Annotated in this window: 13 protein-coding genes; 8 read left to right on the top strand and 5 right to left on the bottom strand. The window is 59.7% G+C overall.

Annotated elements, in window-relative coordinates:
• Positions 1-11: 11 nt before the first annotated feature.
• The 4 genes from CO676_RS18395 to CO676_RS18380 form a co-directional block, all read right to left on the bottom strand.
• Positions 12-1,061, bottom strand: a complete 1,050-nt coding sequence (locus tag CO676_RS18395) for an aldo/keto reductase (RefSeq protein WP_097522147.1) — start codon at positions 1,059-1,061, stop codon at positions 12-14.
• Between the two features lie 56 nt (positions 1,062-1,117).
• Complete coding sequence (locus tag CO676_RS18390; RefSeq protein WP_245424349.1) at positions 1,118-2,056, bottom strand: substrate-binding domain-containing protein; 939 nt, start codon at positions 2,054-2,056, stop codon at positions 1,118-1,120.
• 82 nt (positions 2,057-2,138) lie between these two features.
• On the bottom strand, positions 2,139-3,125 hold the full coding sequence (locus CO676_RS18385) for an ABC transporter permease (protein WP_097522145.1): 987 nt from the start codon (positions 3,123-3,125) through the stop codon (positions 2,139-2,141).
• A gap of 75 nt (positions 3,126-3,200) precedes the next feature.
• A complete protein-coding gene (locus CO676_RS18380; RefSeq protein ID WP_210202624.1) occupies positions 3,201-4,730 on the bottom strand; it encodes a sugar ABC transporter ATP-binding protein in 1,530 nt (509 codons plus the stop codon).
• A gap of 114 nt (positions 4,731-4,844) precedes the next feature.
• On the opposite strand from CO676_RS18380, the gene CO676_RS18375 reads away from it, so the two are divergent.
• On the top strand, positions 4,845-5,858 hold the full coding sequence (locus tag CO676_RS18375) for an L-threonylcarbamoyladenylate synthase (RefSeq protein ID WP_097522143.1): 1,014 nt from the start codon (positions 4,845-4,847) through the stop codon (positions 5,856-5,858).
• Between the two features lie 177 nt (positions 5,859-6,035).
• On the opposite strand, the gene CO676_RS18370 is transcribed toward CO676_RS18375, so the two are convergent.
• Positions 6,036-7,016 carry an aldo/keto reductase gene (locus CO676_RS18370; RefSeq protein ID WP_097522142.1) on the bottom strand — a complete coding sequence of 327 codons (981 nt, stop codon included), beginning with the start codon at positions 7,014-7,016 and terminating at the stop codon, positions 6,036-6,038.
• A gap of 199 nt (positions 7,017-7,215) precedes the next feature.
• Between CO676_RS18370 and tkt the strand changes: the two genes are divergently transcribed.
• The 7 genes from tkt (at position 7,216) to CO676_RS18340 (ending at position 15,062) form a co-directional block, all read left to right on the top strand.
• Positions 7,216-9,207 carry a transketolase gene (gene tkt / locus CO676_RS18365; protein WP_097522141.1) on the top strand — a complete coding sequence of 664 codons (1,992 nt, stop codon included), beginning with the start codon at positions 7,216-7,218 and terminating at the stop codon, positions 9,205-9,207.
• Complete coding sequence (locus CO676_RS35315) at positions 9,204-10,226, top strand: class 1 fructose-bisphosphatase (RefSeq protein WP_179875543.1); 1,023 nt, start codon at positions 9,204-9,206, stop codon at positions 10,224-10,226. The genes tkt and CO676_RS35315 overlap by 4 nt, the downstream gene beginning before the upstream one ends.
• A 6-nt stretch (positions 10,227-10,232) precedes the next feature.
• Positions 10,233-11,282, top strand: coding sequence for a class II fructose-bisphosphate aldolase (fba, locus tag CO676_RS35310; protein WP_179875542.1), 1,050 nt, complete (start codon positions 10,233-10,235; stop codon positions 11,280-11,282).
• Positions 11,283-11,316: 34 nt separating this feature from the next.
• The gene (locus CO676_RS18355) at positions 11,317-12,093 is read left to right on the top strand and encodes a DeoR/GlpR family DNA-binding transcription regulator (RefSeq protein WP_097522140.1); all 777 of its coding nucleotides are present in this window, start codon (positions 11,317-11,319) and stop codon (positions 12,091-12,093) included.
• Positions 12,090-12,875, top strand: a complete 786-nt coding sequence (locus CO676_RS18350) for a triose-phosphate isomerase (RefSeq protein WP_097522139.1) — start codon at positions 12,090-12,092, stop codon at positions 12,873-12,875. The genes CO676_RS18355 and CO676_RS18350 overlap by 4 nt, the downstream gene beginning before the upstream one ends.
• A complete protein-coding gene (locus tag CO676_RS18345; RefSeq protein WP_012707240.1) occupies positions 12,872-13,345 on the top strand; it encodes an RpiB/LacA/LacB family sugar-phosphate isomerase in 474 nt (157 codons plus the stop codon). Before CO676_RS18350 ends, CO676_RS18345 begins: the two co-directional genes overlap by 4 nt.
• Positions 13,346-13,490: 145 nt before the next feature.
• Positions 13,491-15,062 (top strand): Re/Si-specific NAD(P)(+) transhydrogenase subunit alpha, encoded by a 1,572-nt coding sequence (locus CO676_RS18340; RefSeq protein WP_179875541.1) that lies wholly within the window; start codon positions 13,491-13,493, stop codon positions 15,060-15,062.
• Positions 15,063-15,064: the final 2 nt, after the last annotated feature.

Below are 15,064 nucleotides of genomic sequence, written 5' to 3'. Positions count from 1 at the left end.
CTACGAAGCTTTCAGGCGGCCGATGCCATGATCGGAGCCGCTTCCGGGATGAGGCTCTTTGCCTTGAGCGCTGACCAGAACCCTGGCGGGATCTTCTCGGAAATCGCCTTGACGTTTGCCTCGACGTGGGCAGTGCTAAGGGCGCCTTGGACCACCGCAGTGACGGCGGGGTGCGAGTAAACGAACTGCGTCGCCGCCGTCGCAAGCGAAATGCCAAATTCGCCGCAAACTGCCTCGAGAGCTTCAACGCGCTTCAGAATTTCGGGGCTGGCTGTCTGATAGTCGTACGTCCGGACCGCAGCCGCACCTTTGCTTCCCTCTGCCAGGACGCCGGAATTGTAGACGCCGCCTGCGATGATTGCGATCCCGCGGCGCTGGGCCTCGGGGAAGAAGTCTTCAAGAGGCTGGTGGTTAAGCAGAGTATAGCGGCCCGCGACCAACGAGCAATCAAGATTAAATTCGGCAGCGACTTGTAGAACGGACGCGGTCTCGTTGACGCCCAGCCCTATCGCCTTGACTGCTCCGCTGCTCCGAAGCTCATCGCAGGCCCGATAGCCGCTCTGGCGGAGCTGCGAGAGGTAGAGGTCGTAGCTGTCGCGGTGCCAGACGCCGCTGACGTCGTGGAGATAAAGAATGTCGACGCCATCAACGCCCATGCGCTGCTGGCTGTCCTCGAATGAACGCATGATCCCGTCGTAGGTGTAGTCGTATTCGTCGACGTAAGGCAGCGGGTCGATCCAGTTGATGCCGTAGAGGCTCTCCGCTCGCTTCGCGCGGCTCGCGGGCTTGAGGATACGTCCCGCTTTAGTGCTGATGATCACGTCATCGATGATGCCATTCACGCGCAGCACATGACCCAGGCTGTGCTCGGACTTGCCGAGGCCATAGAGCGGTGCCGTATCAAAATACCGCACGCCCAGCTCGTAGGCCTTCATGATCACGGCTTCGAAATCGGTGAACGGGACGCTCACCCCGCAACCGCCCAATGGCGAGGTACCAAGACCCAGTGAAGTCAGTTCGACTCCGGTGTTACCGATCTTTCTCTTCTCTAGCACAGTCATATTTCACCTTGATCTGACAGTGGCGAGCCCGATAAATTCGGGCTCGCTAACAATAATCACATGTACTTTTTGACGTTATCTTTATCCAAGATCAGCCACGGAACGACGTAGTCCTTCTGTGTTCCGTCCTTCCACTCCATCAGGTCCTTCCATACCTCCGACTGCGGCTTGTACTCCGCGCCGATTACCTGACGCAAAGCAAGATCTACTGCACCTTGCCCTTCCGCCCTGGCATACTTGTACAGGGTGACCGCCATTTCGCCGTTCTCCACGGCGCGTTTTGCGTCGGGAATGCCGTCGATCGCAATGACCGGCACCTTGCTGAGATCAACGTTGGCTGCCTTCATGGCTTCAATGGCGCCGAGCGCCATCTCGTCGTTCTCAGCGAGGACGCCATTGATCTGGTCGGGGTAGGCGGAGAGCCAGTTCTCCATGAGAGCCTGGCCCTCGGCGCGGCTCCAATTGCCGCTCTTGTCGGCGAGCAGCTTGAGGTTCGAATGCGCTTCGAGCCCGGCGTCTACGCCGGCGCGACGTTCAATCTGGGCCGACTGGCCGATAGGCCCTTCCATGAGGACCAAATTGCCGCCGCTCGGGAGGCGCTTCGCCATTTCCTCGGCGATGATCCTGCCGCCTTCGCGATCGTCGACGATAATCGACGCGGTATAGTTTTTCGACGAGGTTTTGAGCGCCGAGACGATCACCGGGACCTTTGCCTCGGCTGCCTTGTCGATGGCCGGGGCGGACGCTTCAAGATCGAACGGGGCCATGATGATCGCATTGAACTGCTGGGTCAGCGCGGTATCGATCTGGTTGGCCTGGATCAGCGGATCGTATTTTCCGTCAAAAACCGTGATCTCGACCTTGCCCTCCTTGACGGCAGGGTGGTTCTGGATCTCTGTGGACCAAGCCTTCATGTATTCGCCTGCCTCGCCGAAAGAAAGTGCAGCAATACGGATCTTCTCTTGGGCTGCGGCGAGGTCCGCACCGAGCAGCATCGTCGAGGCTGCGATCGCGGCAATGAACGTACGTCTGTTAATCATATTCTCCTCCGATTTTTCTTGTTGCTATTGGCAACGGTTACTTGCGTATCTGGTCTGCGATCACGGCTAAGACTATGATGGCTCCTTTCAATAGTTGCTGGTAATATGACGACACGCCCATCAGATCCATCCCGTTGTTGATGGTGCCGATGATCAATGCGCCGAAGAGGGTCCCGACGAGCGAGCCGCGTCCGCCGGAGAGGCTCGTGCCGCCGATCACGACTGCCGCGATGGCGTCGAGTTCGTAGCCGATGCCCGCCTGCGGCAGTGCCGCTGTCGTACGGGACGTCAGCACAAGTCCGGCAAGCCCGGCCAGCAGACCGCAGATCACGTAGGTGGCAGCGATGATGGTACGGGTCGAGATGCCGCTGGTCCTGGCCGCTTTTTCATTGCCGCCAACGGCGTAGACGTAGCGTCCAAAAGTCGTCCTCGAGAGCGTGAGCCAGCCAATCAGGAACACGGCGAAAAAAATGAGGACAGGAACAGGGAGGCCAAGGACGTTTCCGCTGCCGATCCACCGCAGGGAAGCGGTAAGGTTAGCGATCGGCCTTCCGTCGGAATAGATCAGAGTGAGGCCCCTGGCCATGCTCAGCATCCCGAGCGTCGCAACAAAAGGCGGCACGTTGATCCGGGCAATGAGAATTCCATTCGCGAGGCCGACGACGGCTCCGGTACCGAGCGCCGCAAGAATACTCCAGATCACAAGGTGCTCGTTCCCGGTGGTGACCAGGTTGGCTGCCAGCATTCCGGCGAGTGCCATGACCGAGCCGACCGAAAGGTCGATGCCTTTTGTCAGGATGACGAACGTGACCCCGATGGCGAGGATGCCGTTGATGCTCGATTGGCGAAGAAGGTTGAGCCAGTTGTTCCAGGTGAGGAAATACTGGTTCAGCGATGTGAAAAGCACGCAAATTGCGAGAAACACCAGAATGATGCTGAACGACTTGATGAAGTCCTTGGTGATCTCGGCTGTCCTGCGCTCCGACGGAGTGCCGGTGGCAATCTTGGTGATGTTGGCGTTCATTTGACTCGTCCTGAATTTACCGGCCGCGACGCCGGCAGCAATAATGCTTGCCGAACTTAGGGGAGCGCAGGCTCCTCAACTTGCGAGCTCCATGATCATTTGCTGGGTGGCGCCGTGGCCGTCGATGACGTCGACCAATGTTCCTGCCTTGAAAATCGCAATCCTGTCGCTGACCTGGAGGATCTCCGGAGCCTCGGACGACACGACGAGAACACCGTGACCCTTGGCGGCGAAGTCCCGCAGGAAGGCGTAGATCTCCTGTTTGGAGCCTTCGTCGATGCCGCGGGTGGGCTCATCGCAGATCAGAAGTCGGGGATTGGTTGTCAGGCATCGCGCGAAGACGACCTTTTGCTGGTTTCCGCCGCTCAGATTCTCGACCGCAAGCTCGGAGGAGCTGGCCTTGATCCGCTGAGAGCGGATCATCTCCTCGACGACTTCGCGTTCCTTCTGCTGCTTCACGAAGCCGCTGACCGCCATCAGGGAAAGGGCGGAAAGCGTGATGTTGTGGGCGATCGAAGACGACAGGACCAAGCCGCTGTCTTTGCGGTCCTCGGACACCATCGCCATGCCCATCTTGATCGATTCACGCGGCTTGCCGCGCGGAACCGGCCTTCCTGCAAGCATCACCTCGCCGGATGTCGGCGTCTCCATCCCATACACCGCCTCCAAGAACTCGGTCCGGCCGGAGCCGAGAAGACCGTAGATTCCGAAAACTTCGCCGGCGGCGACGGAGATCGAGATGTCCTTGAATTCGCTCTCACGGGACAGGTTGCGGACCTCAAGCAGGATGGGAGCCCCTGCGTTCGGACGCTCTTTCTCGACGACCTTGACCTCACGCCCGACTATATGAGTGACAAGCTCCTTGCGGGTGGTGTCCTTTATGGAGCCGCTTACGATGTAGTTGCCGTCGCGGAAGACCGTGAACTCGTCCGCAATCTCGAAGATTTCTGAGAGCTTGTGCGAAACGTAGATAATGCCCGAGCCACGATGCTTCAGACGATCGATCGCCGCGAACAGGATGTGGGCTTCGTGCTCGCCGATCGCGGAAGTCGGCTCGTCCATGATGACGATATCCGCATCGAAGCTCAGCGCCTTGGCGATCTCGACCAACTGGGTTTCGGCGAGGCTGAGATTTGCCATGCGGGCGTTGGCACGGATCGGGAAGCCGATGTCGTCCAGGAGCTTCTGCGCTTGCGTCTCCAATAGGGCAAAATCGATGAAGGCCCCAAGACGTTTTGGCTCCCTTCCGAGGTAGATGTTCTCGGCGACCGTCATTTCCAGAACCGGAGAAAGCTCCTGGGTGATGATGGCGATGCCGTGATCGAGCGCCTCGCTGGCGGAGCGGAAATCGACCACTTCACCCTTAATCTTGATGCTGCCCTCGTCCCTGCGCAGAAGGCCCATAACGATGTTCAGGAAGGTGGACTTCCCAGCCCCATTTCCCCCGCACAAGGCGTGGACGGTCCCCGGACGAAGCTTCAGGTGCCCGTTACGCAGCGCCGGAACGCCATGAAACGCCTTCGCAACGCCATCCGCCTCAAGCAGAAGACCGTTTCCGGTCGTCGAGTGTTGCGTGGTGTCGAATGTGACACTTCCCATCGTCATGAAACCTCCCAAGGCCAACTCCTCATCAGCCAAGGATAAGGTATAAGGTCATACCTATTTTGACAAGCGGTTTTTTTCGCGTTATTCAAACAGCGAGACGGAAGGGGTTTTTCAATGATCATTGATGTCGCAGCCGATCCCGCAGCGGGGATCACTTCAGCTGTCGAGGCGCTCCGGCGGGGCGCTGTGATCGCGGTGCCGACCGAGACCGTTTACGGCTTGGCCGCCGACGCCACGAATGAAGCGGCGGTATCCCAAATCTTCGATATCAAGCGTCGACCGGGTTTCAACCCGCTTATCTGCCACTGCTCCGATCTTGAGATGGTCGGCGAATTCGCGACCCTGGATCCGGTCAGTCTCCGTCTTGCGGAAAGGTTCTGGCCGGGGCCGATGACGTTGGTGCTCAACTTGAACCCCGGTAGGCTTCCATCCGTAACTACGGCCGGCCTGACTACCGTCGCCATCAGAATTCCCATGGGATTCAGCAATGGCTTGATCAGATCCTATGGAAGGCCGCTGGCCGCCCCGAGCGCCAATATCTCGGGAAGGGTGAGTGCGACGACAGCAGCGCACGTCGAGAGCGAATTCGGCGATGGAGTACCGTTGATACTCGATGGTGGCCCGACGAAGATCGGCGTCGAGTCCACTATCCTGAGGGTCTGCGAAAATGGCATCGAGTTGCTTCGTCCTGGCGGCCTCGCAATCGAGCTCGTCGAGCATGCTGCAGGTCTTCAAGTCAGCGCCCCAAACCTGTCCCGCAAAGTGCTCGCACCGGGAATGCTGACATCGCACTATGCTCCGCGCGCGATGGTCAGGCTGAACGCCACGCGCGTCGGGCCAGGCGAGACGCTCCTCAAGTTCGGCGATGCCATTGTCCCGGGCGAAGGGGCCTGCGCGCGCGTTTTCAACCTGAGTCCGGAGGGCGGTCTCGAGGAGCTTGCGGCGAAATTGTATGCGACCCTCAAAGCGGCCGACGATGCCGGCGCGGAATCCATAGCAATCGTTCCTATACCGGACGAGGGCTTGGGGCTGGCGATTAACGACCGACTCCGGCGAGCTGCTGCGCCGCGAACCCTGACACAGGGCGAACTCGAACAGGCGGCGCTTCGAAATAAGGAAGCCAGGTGATGCGAAGTTTCGGCGAGGAGGCCATGGATTGTTCCCCGGCGCCCGGCCGCCGATAGTTTCTTGACGTGACCGCACGTCCTTCCCGCTTCAAGCGCGTTCAGGCGGAACGGCCACCGACGCGCCGCAGCCGCCCGGCAGTTGCCAATCGTCTTGAACTTCAAACTGCGGCCATAGCCGTCACATCAGGCCGACTACGTCGTGGGGTACGTAGGGAGCTTCAAGCCGCTGGATTTCGTCGTCGGTCAATTTGACGGCCAGAGATCCCACCGCATCCTGCAGATGGCTTGGCTTGGTAGCTCCGATGATAGGGCAGGTCACGCCCTGCTTTTGCAGCACCCACGCCAACGCTATTTGCGCTTGAGGCAGGCCGCGTTCCACGGCGATCTTGGCAACTTCGTCCACCACGACCCGATCTGCGGCCGCGGCCTTCTCGTAGAACCTGCCGGTGACGTTGTCCGTTTCTGCGCGTTTGGACTGGGATCCGCTTCCCTTCGTGAGAATACCGCGTGCCAGCGGGCTGAACGTCATCACGCCGATGCCTTCGGCACGGCACAGCGGCAGCATCTCGCGTTCCTCCTCGCGATAGATAAGATTCAGATGAAGCTGCATTGATGCGAACGCAGCCCAGTGGTTGCGCTTTGAAATCTGGATCGCCGTTGCGAACTGCCACGCGTACATGTTGCTCGCGCCGATGTAACGAACTTTGCCCGCCTTCACCACGTCATTGAGCGCCTCGAGCGTCTCCTCGATGGGCGTTTCGCTGTCCCAGAAATGCGTCTGGTACAGATCGATGTAGTCCGTTCCCAGGCGACGGAGACTATTGTCGACCTCGGACAGGATTGCTTTGCGCGACAGGCCGGCGCCGTTGGGGCTGGCGTTCATCCGCCCGAAAACCTTGGTTGCCAAAACAATTTCGTCACGCCGGCCGTGTTCCTTCAACAGCTTGCCGACGATCTCCTCGCTGGTGCCGTCGGAATAAACGTTCGCCGTGTCGAGGAAATTGATCCCGGCATCCAACGCCTGCTGGAAAAGCGGCCGCGCCTCGGCTTCGGCAAGCGTCCACTGATGATTCCCCCTTTCAGGTTCTCCAAAGCTCATACAGCCCAACGCCAAACGCGAGACCTTAAGTCCAGTCGCTCCCAAGCGAACATATTGCATGTTTTCACTCCCTAAGGTATGAGGTATGACCATCTCTAGCAGAGACATGGCTGGGCGTCAACTTTTGCGGAATGTTACGGATCATCCCAAAATAACAAAAATCATGTGACTTTGTAATTTCCGCTTGTGATTTTTAAAAAAACGCGGGACATTAGCGTCCGTGAAGAAGATCATACCTCATACCTTACGGGAGGAAGAGTTGACAGCAGTTTCGGTCCGCGATCTGGCAAACGCTATCCGCGTCCTATCAATCGACGGCGTGGAGGCGGCCAATTCCGGTCACCCTGGAATGCCGATGGGCATGGCCGATGCGGCGGCCGTTCTGTTCGGCAAGCACCTCAAATTCGATGCGAGCGAACCCGGCTGGCCGGATCGCGACCGGTTCGTCCTGTCGAACGGCCATGGCTCGATGCTGCTGTACAGCCTTCTCCACCTAACCGGTTACAAGGAAATGACCATTGAGGAGATCCGCAATTTCCGCCAGTGGGATTCGAAAACGCCAGGCCACCCGGAATACGGCCACACCGCCGGCGTCGAGACAACGACGGGGCCGCTAGGACAGGGCATTGCGTCCGCGGTCGGCATGGCTATCGCGGAGCGGCGCCTGGGCGCGGAATTCGGCACTGCGCTCGTCGATCACCACACTTACGTCTTCTGTGGAGACGGATGCCTCATGGAAGGCGTCGGCCAGGAAGCTGCCTCGCTGGCGGGCCATCTTCAACTCGGCAAGCTGATCGTCCTCTACGACGACAACTCCATCACGATCGACGGTTCGACTGCGATAGCCTTTTCGGAAGACGTGCTTGCGAGGTTCGATGCATACGGATGGCACACGCAACGCGTAGATGGCCATGACGCTGAAGCAATCGACGCCGCGATCTCGAACGCGAAAGCGGAAGCATCGAGACCGTCCCTCGTCGCGCTGAAAACCATCATTGGGTTCGGTTCTCCGTCAAAGGCAGGAAAGAGCTCGGTGCACGGCGCGCCGCTGGGCGCGAGCGAAGCCGCCGCGACAAAGACGGCCTATGGCTGGACGGCAAATCCTTTCGAGATTCCAACACCGATCCTGGAGACATGGCGCGCGATTGGCGGGAAGGGCGCGAAGTCCCGCAGAGAGTGGCAAGCGCGGCTCGAAGCAGCGGAACCGGACGTCAAAAGCGAGTTCGAGCGTCGCACCGCGGGATCGTTGCCGCCGCATTACGAGGAGACGGTGAACGCCGCCAAGGCAAAGCTGCTCGATAAGCCGCAATCAGTGGCCACGCGCAAGGCAAGCCAGATCGCCTTGGAGGCGCTGACGGAGTTGCTTCCCGAAATGATTGGCGGCTCGGCGGACCTTACCCACTCGAACTTGACCCGTGTTCCGGCCGTCGACAGCGATTTCACCGCCGTTAGAAGCGGGCGTTATGTCAGCTATGGCGTGAGGGAGTTCGCAATGGCCGCCGCAATGAACGGCATGGCGGTTCATGGCGGCTTCATACCGTATGGCGGCACGTTCCTCGTATTCTCGGACTATTGCCGCAACGCCATTCGCGTGGCGGCTTTGATGGGCGCGCGCTCCATCTTCGTGATGACGCATGATTCCATCGGTCTCGGAGAAGACGGCCCGACCCACCAGCCCGTCGAGCATCTTGCCAGCCTCAGGGCGATGCCGAACTTGCATGTGTTCCGGCCCGCGGACACGATCGAAACGCTCGAATGCTGGGACATCGCGATAACCAGCAAGAACACGCCGTCCGTCCTGGCGCTATCGCGGCAGAATGTTCCCCAGCTCCGCTCGGAACGCGACGGCTCCAATCGCTGCGCGCGAGGAGCCTACGTGCTGCGGGAAGCCAGCAGGGAACGCGCGGTCACGCTCATCGCGACTGGAACGGAGGTAGCGCTTGCGATCCAGGCCGCCGAAGAGCTCGAAGCGAGAAATATTCCAGCCGCGGTCGTCTCGATGCCGAGCTGGGACCTCTTCGAAAAACAGGCCAAGGACTACCGGCACGCGGTGCTGGGGGACGCGCCACGCATCGCGGTGGAAGCGCTCTCGAAGTTCGGCTGGACCAGGTATGTGGACAGCGAAGACGACGTGATTGGGATGTCCGGCTTTGGCGCGTCCGCGCCGGCGGAGACGTTATACGAAAAATTCGGAATTACCCGTGACGCGATAGTCGCGCGCGCAGTTGCAAGGGTGAGGGGCGAAGAATGAGCACTCCGGCAACTCTCGCGAGCGACGAAGCCTCTTTCCAGCACGAGTCGGTCGATGAGTACCTCTCGACATGGGCGGGTGAGGACCGGTCGCGACAGCGCGTGACGGCACTTATCAACGGGATCTTGGACGCAGCATGTCTTCTGTCGGAGCGTATTGCGACCGGTTCACTGGAAGGCGATCCGGCGCGACTTGTCGGTTCCAATTCCGACGGAGACGCGCAAAAGGCCATCGACGTTGCTTCGCATGCGTTGTTCGTCGAGATTCTGGAACGGGCAGGGGCCGGACGGATCCTCTCCGAAGAGGCTGACGAGCCTGTTGTGTTCAAGGGTTCGGGGTTCGGCGTGGCTATCGATCCGATCGATGGTTCAGGCAACGTCGGACTGGGCGCCCCGGTGGGCACGCTCTTCTCGATCATTCCATTCACCGAAACTGAAGACCCGTTCTTGACTTCTGGCAGGCGGCAGGTCGCCGCCGGATATGTCTCCTTCGGCAACACGATCGACCTCGGCTTCTCCGTCGGAGACGGCATGCTGCTTGCGACGATGCATCCGCAGACCGGCGAGTTCTTGATTGTGAGAAGGCAGGTCCGGATACCGCCTGACACCTCGGAACTCGCTTTCAACGCTTCCGTTCACCGCCACCTTCAATCTGGTCTCAGCCTGTATGTTCATGACTGCCTGGCGGGCAGGGAGGGACCGCGCGGCCGCGATTTCAATATGCGCTGGCTGGGATCGGCAGTCGGAGAGCTCCACCGGATACTGCTCAGGGGCGGTGTTTTCTTCTACGCCGCCGACAAACGACCGGGGTACCAAAATGGACGGCTTCGCCTGGTGTACGAGGCAAACCCGATCGCGTTCCTGATGGAGCAGGCCGGGGGGCGGGCGACGGACGGCACTTCAGCGATCCTGGACAAGGTCCCGACCTCCCACCATTGCCGCACGCCGCTCGTCTTCGGTTCGGCGACCGAGGTCGATTTTATCGCGAGCTATCTCAATTCCAATCCAACCAGCGAGTGAGATTTCATGGCCAGGATCACTCTCCGCCAACTGTTGGACGACGCCGCCGAGCACGGATACGGCGTCCCGGCGTTTAACATCAACAACATGGAGCAGGCGCTTGCCATCATGGGAGCGGCCGATGACACGGATTCGCCTGTCATTCTGCAGGCGAGCCGCGGCGCGCGGGCATATGTGAACGACATCATGCTCAAGCACATGATGGATGCCGTGACGGAGATCTATCCGCATATTCCCGTTTGCGTACATCTTGACCACGGAAACGAACCGAGCACCTGCGTGACCGCGATTCAATACGGCTTCACTTCGGTGATGATGGACGGGTCGATCCGTGCTGACGGGAAGACGCCGGCGGACTGGGACTACAACGTAAAGGTCACAAAAAGTGTCAGCGAGACGGCCCATTGGGCAGGCGTTTCGGTGGAAGGGGAACTTGGGGTTCTGGGCTCGCTCGAGACCGGCATGGGCGAAGCCGAAGACGGGCACGGTGTCGAAGGTAAGCTCGATCTCCATCAGCTTTTGACGGATCCCGACGAGGCCGCGAAATTCGTCGAGGAGACGAAGGTGGACGCGCTCGCCGTCGCAATGGGCACCAGCCATGGAGCCTACAAGTTCTCGCGCCGCCCGGACGGGGACGTCCTAGCGATGGATGTTATCGAGGCGATCCACCGAAAGCTGCCGAACACGCATCTTGTCATGCATGGTTCCTCGAGCGTCCCGGTGGAATTGCAGGAAATCTTCAATAGCTTCGGCGGCCGGATGAAGCCGACTTGGGGCGTGCCTCTCGATGAAATCCAGCGGGGCATTCGGCATGGCGTCCGAAAGGTCAACATCGACACCGACTGCCGCATGGCCATGACGGGGCAGGTACGCAGAGTGCTTGCAGAAGACCCGACGGAATTCGACCCCCGCAAGTACTTGAAGCCCGCAATGACGGCGCTTTCGAAGCTCTGTCGCGAAAGATTCGAGGCCTTCGGAACGGCCGGACGCGCGAGCTCGATCAACGTCATACCACTTGCAGAAATGGCGAAGCGGTATCGGGCAGGCTCGATATAGGCCGAGGCAACGGCGATTTAGAACGGAGATGTTGGTGAAGCGGGACGAGCGCAGGCAGCAAATCATCGATATGCTGGTCGAGAACAAGACCGTCGGTCTCGACGAGCTTGCCGATCACTTTGCGGTCTCGAAGATGACGATCCATCGTGACCTCGACGACCTCGACCAGGAAGGAGTCTTACGGAAGGTCCGCGGTGGAGCGACGATCGACGCTGGGACGCGGTTCGAAAGCGACTTTCGAATTCGCGCGCGCCAAGACAACGCGGCCAAGATCGGAATGGCGCAGGCCGCTTTGGAACTGGTCGAGCCGGGTATGACGGTGATGGTCAACGACGGCTCGATGGCAGCGGTGCTCGGCGGGATGCTGCCGCAGAAGCGGCCACTCACCCTAATCACCAACAATGCGGAAATCATGGAACGGCTGAAAGGCGAGTACGGCATAACGCTGATAGCTCTCGGCGGCATGTATTCGGCGAAATTCAACGCTTATCTCGGCATCGTCACCGAGGATGCGCTTTCTCGGTTGAGGGCGGACATCGCCTTCATTTCGACCCCCGCCATGAGCGGCAGGATCGCCTATCACATGGACGACAATGTCGTGCGTGCGAAGCGCGCGATGATTTCGTCGTCGGTCAGGGCCTGCCTCTTGGTCAACCATCAGCGGTTCGGCCACACCGCCTTGAACGTGCTGGCAGACGTAGCTGAGTTCGATGCGGTTATCACTGATCGCGCGCCTGGAACTGCTGTTCTGGACGAATTTGAACGGGCGGGCATCAAGCTCACCATTGCATCGACGCAGGATCCGACATGACCGGCAAATCGCGCTTCTGGATTGGCACCAGCTGGAAGATGAACAAGACGCTTGCGGAGGCCGAGCACTTTGCGCGGGGCCTCAAGGCCGCAGATGCGACGCGTGATCCGCGCATCCAGCGTTTCGTCATTCCGGCTTTCACCGTCCTTCGCGAGGTCAAGGCAATGCTCGCCCAAACCTCCGTAAAGATCGGCGCGCAGAACATGCACTGGGCCGACCAGGGCGCTTGGACGGGCGAAGTCTCGCCGCTCATGCTGAAGGACTGCAATCTCGATCTGGTCGAACTCGGCCACTCTGAGCGGCGTGAGCACTTCGGGGAGACCGACGAAACGGTGGGCTTAAAGACCGAAGCCGCCGTCCGGCACGGTCTTATTCCGCTGATCTGCGTAGGTGAGACACTGAGAGACCGCGATAGCGGTAACGCACCGGAAGTTCTGGCCGCCCAGGTACGCGGCGCGCTTTCGAAATTGACCGCTTCGCAGAAAACGGCCGAGGTCCTCCTTGCCTACGAGCCCGTCTGGGCCATCGGCGAGAAGGGCATTCCGGCAACCGCCGAGTACGCCGATGCGCGTCAGGCCGAAATTATAGCTGTCGCCGAAGAGGTGGCCGGCCGAAAGGTCCCCTGCCTCTATGGCGGGTCGGTCAATCCGCAGAACTGCGAAGAACTGATTTCGAGCCCGCACATCGACGGGCTGTTCATCGGCCGTTCGGCATGGAACGTCGAGGGGTACCTCGACATCCTTGCGAAATGCGCCGCCAAACTCCGAGGAGAGAGAGAATGAAGGTTGCCATTGCAGGAGACAGCGCAGGCGAAGGTCTCGCTAAGGTGTTGGCCGAACACCTAAAAGGTCGCTTTGACGTGTATGAAGTCTCGCGGACCGAGGCCGGTCCCGATCGGTTTTACGCCAATCTGTCGGAGCGCGTCGCCTCTGGCGTGCTCGACGGCACATACGACAAGGCCATTCTCGTTTGTGGAACCGGAATTGGCGTCTGCATCGCAGCGAACAAGGTTCCGGGCATCCGCGCCGCCCTGACGCACGACACCTATTCCGCCGAGCGTGCTGCCCTTTCGAATAACGCGCAGATCATCACGTTGGGTGCTCGTGTGATCGGGCCGGAGCACGCTAAGTCGATTGCCGAAACGTTTCTGGGCAAGACGTTCGACGAAGGCGGCCAGTCGGCGGGCAATGTCAGGGCGATCAACGACCTGGACAGCAAGTATCATCCCCGCGCGCCAAGCTCGAGCAGATAGACGTCGAACTGGGGGGACGGCGGCGAGCGCCTCGGGCAATTGGTCACGCGCGAGGCAAACCCTGAATCACTATGGGGTGAGCACTATTGCTCCAAGTCGATGCCGTCGAGCAGGTAACAGAGATATCTCATGTAGGGAGGCGGCAGTGCGTATTGGGGCATTAAGAGAACGGTATCCAGAGGAAGCGAGAGTAGCGCTGACTCCCGAATCTGCCGTCCAATTGAGAAAATTGGGCCATAATTGCTTGATCGAGGCGGGAGCTGGGAGCAGGTCGGGTATTTCAGATGATGCATATCGCTCCGTGGGCGTAGAGGTCGTGCCTGACGCGAGGGCTCTCATCGCAGGTTCAGATGTTGTCGTGAAAGTTCGCAGTCCCGAAGGGGATGAAGCGAAGAGCCTGAAAGATGGTCAAACACTGATTTCCTTCCTGTGGCCGGCCCAGAACCCGGATCTTCTCGAGACCTTTCGGGACAAGAACATCACGGCCGTTGCCATGGACATGGTGCCACGCATCTCCCGTGCACAGAAAATGGACGCGCTGTCCTCCATGGCCAACATCGCCGGGTATCGCGCCATCATTGAGGCGGGCAACCAGTTCGGCCGCTTCTTCACTGGCCAAGTGACGGCTGCTGGCAAAGTGCAGCCGGCAAAGGTTCTCGTAGTTGGTGCCGGCGTAGCTGGGCTTGCAGCGATCGGTACGGCTGTCAGCCTCGGTGCCATAGTACACGCCTTCGATGTTCGTCCCGAAGTGGCCGAACAAATCGAAAGCATGGGTGCGAACTTTGTCTTCCTTGAATTCGAAGCAAACCAGGATGGCGCTGCAACGGGTGGCTATGCGGCGCCTTCCTCGCCGGAATTCCGCGAGAAGCAGCTCGCCAAATTCCGAGCCCTTGCGCCAGAAATAGATATTGTCATCACCACGGCGCTGATACCTGGTCGCCCAGCTCCCAAGCTCTGGCTGGAAGACATGGTCGCCATGATGAAGCCCGGCTCTGTCATCGTCGACCTGGCCGCCGAGCGCGGCGGCAACTGCGATCTAACCGTTCCCGATCAGCGTATCGTCTCGCCGAACGGTGTGGTCATCATCGGCTATACCGATTTCCCGAGCCGCATGGCGGCTCAGGCCTCCATCCTCTATTCGACGAACATCCGCCACATGCTGGCCGATCTCACGCCTAACAAGGATGGCGTGATCAACCACAACATGGAAGACGACGTTATTCGCGGCGCGACCGTGACCAAGGGCGGCGAGATCACCTATCCGCCACCGCCTCCGAGGATCCAGGCCATTGCCCCCGCCAAACCAAAGGAGAAGGTGAGGGAGCCGACAGCGGAAGAAGTGCGGGCCGCGGAAGCCGCCGCCTTTCGCAAGCAAACGACCAGTCAGGTGGGGCTGCTCGTTATTGGTGCTCTGCTTCTAGCCTTGATCGGGTCCTATGTGCCGTCTGAGTTTATGGCGCACATTGTGGTCTTCGCTCTCGCTTGCTTCATCGGATTCTCGGTGATCTGGAACGTAAGCCATTCGCTGCACACTCCGCTGATGGCCGTTACCAACGCGATCTCTGGCATCGTGGTTATCGGGGCCCTTTTGCAGATCGGTTCGGGAAATCGGCTGGTCGTGATCCTCGCTACACTGTCGGTTCTGGTTGCCACTATCAATATCGTAGGCGGCTTCATGGTCACCCGCCGCATGCTTGCCATGTTCCAAAGGTCGTGAGG

It is taken from the genome of Sinorhizobium sp. BJ1 (assembly GCF_002531555.1).
Taxonomy (GTDB): domain Bacteria; phylum Pseudomonadota; class Alphaproteobacteria; order Rhizobiales; family Rhizobiaceae; genus Sinorhizobium; species Sinorhizobium fredii_B.
The sequence above is the reverse complement of the archived record's forward strand: the minus strand, read 5'-3'. Positions and strand labels throughout refer to the sequence as shown.

Coding starts and splice junctions, on each gene's coding strand:
- CO676_RS18395 (WP_097522147.1), bottom strand. CDS start 1,061: ATGACTGTGCTAGAGAAGAGAAAGATCGGTAACACCGGAGTCGAACTG.
- CO676_RS18390 (WP_245424349.1), bottom strand. CDS start 2,056: ATGCTGCTCGGTGCGGACCTCGCCGCAGCCCAAGAGAAGATCCGTATT.
- CO676_RS18385 (WP_097522145.1), bottom strand. CDS start 3,125: ATGAACGCCAACATCACCAAGATTGCCACCGGCACTCCGTCGGAGCGC.
- CO676_RS18380 (WP_210202624.1), bottom strand. CDS start 4,730: ATGACGATGGGAAGTGTCACATTCGACACCACGCAACACTCGACGACC.
- CO676_RS18375 (WP_097522143.1), top strand. CDS start 4,845: ATGATCATTGATGTCGCAGCCGATCCCGCAGCGGGGATCACTTCAGCT.
- CO676_RS18370 (WP_097522142.1), bottom strand. CDS start 7,016: ATGCAATATGTTCGCTTGGGAGCGACTGGACTTAAGGTCTCGCGTTTG.
- CO676_RS35315 (WP_179875543.1), top strand. CDS start 9,204: ATGAGCACTCCGGCAACTCTCGCGAGCGACGAAGCCTCTTTCCAGCAC.
- fba (WP_179875542.1), top strand. CDS start 10,233: ATGGCCAGGATCACTCTCCGCCAACTGTTGGACGACGCCGCCGAGCAC.
- CO676_RS18350 (WP_097522139.1), top strand. CDS start 12,090: ATGACCGGCAAATCGCGCTTCTGGATTGGCACCAGCTGGAAGATGAAC.
- CO676_RS18345 (WP_012707240.1), top strand. CDS start 12,872: ATGAAGGTTGCCATTGCAGGAGACAGCGCAGGCGAAGGTCTCGCTAAG.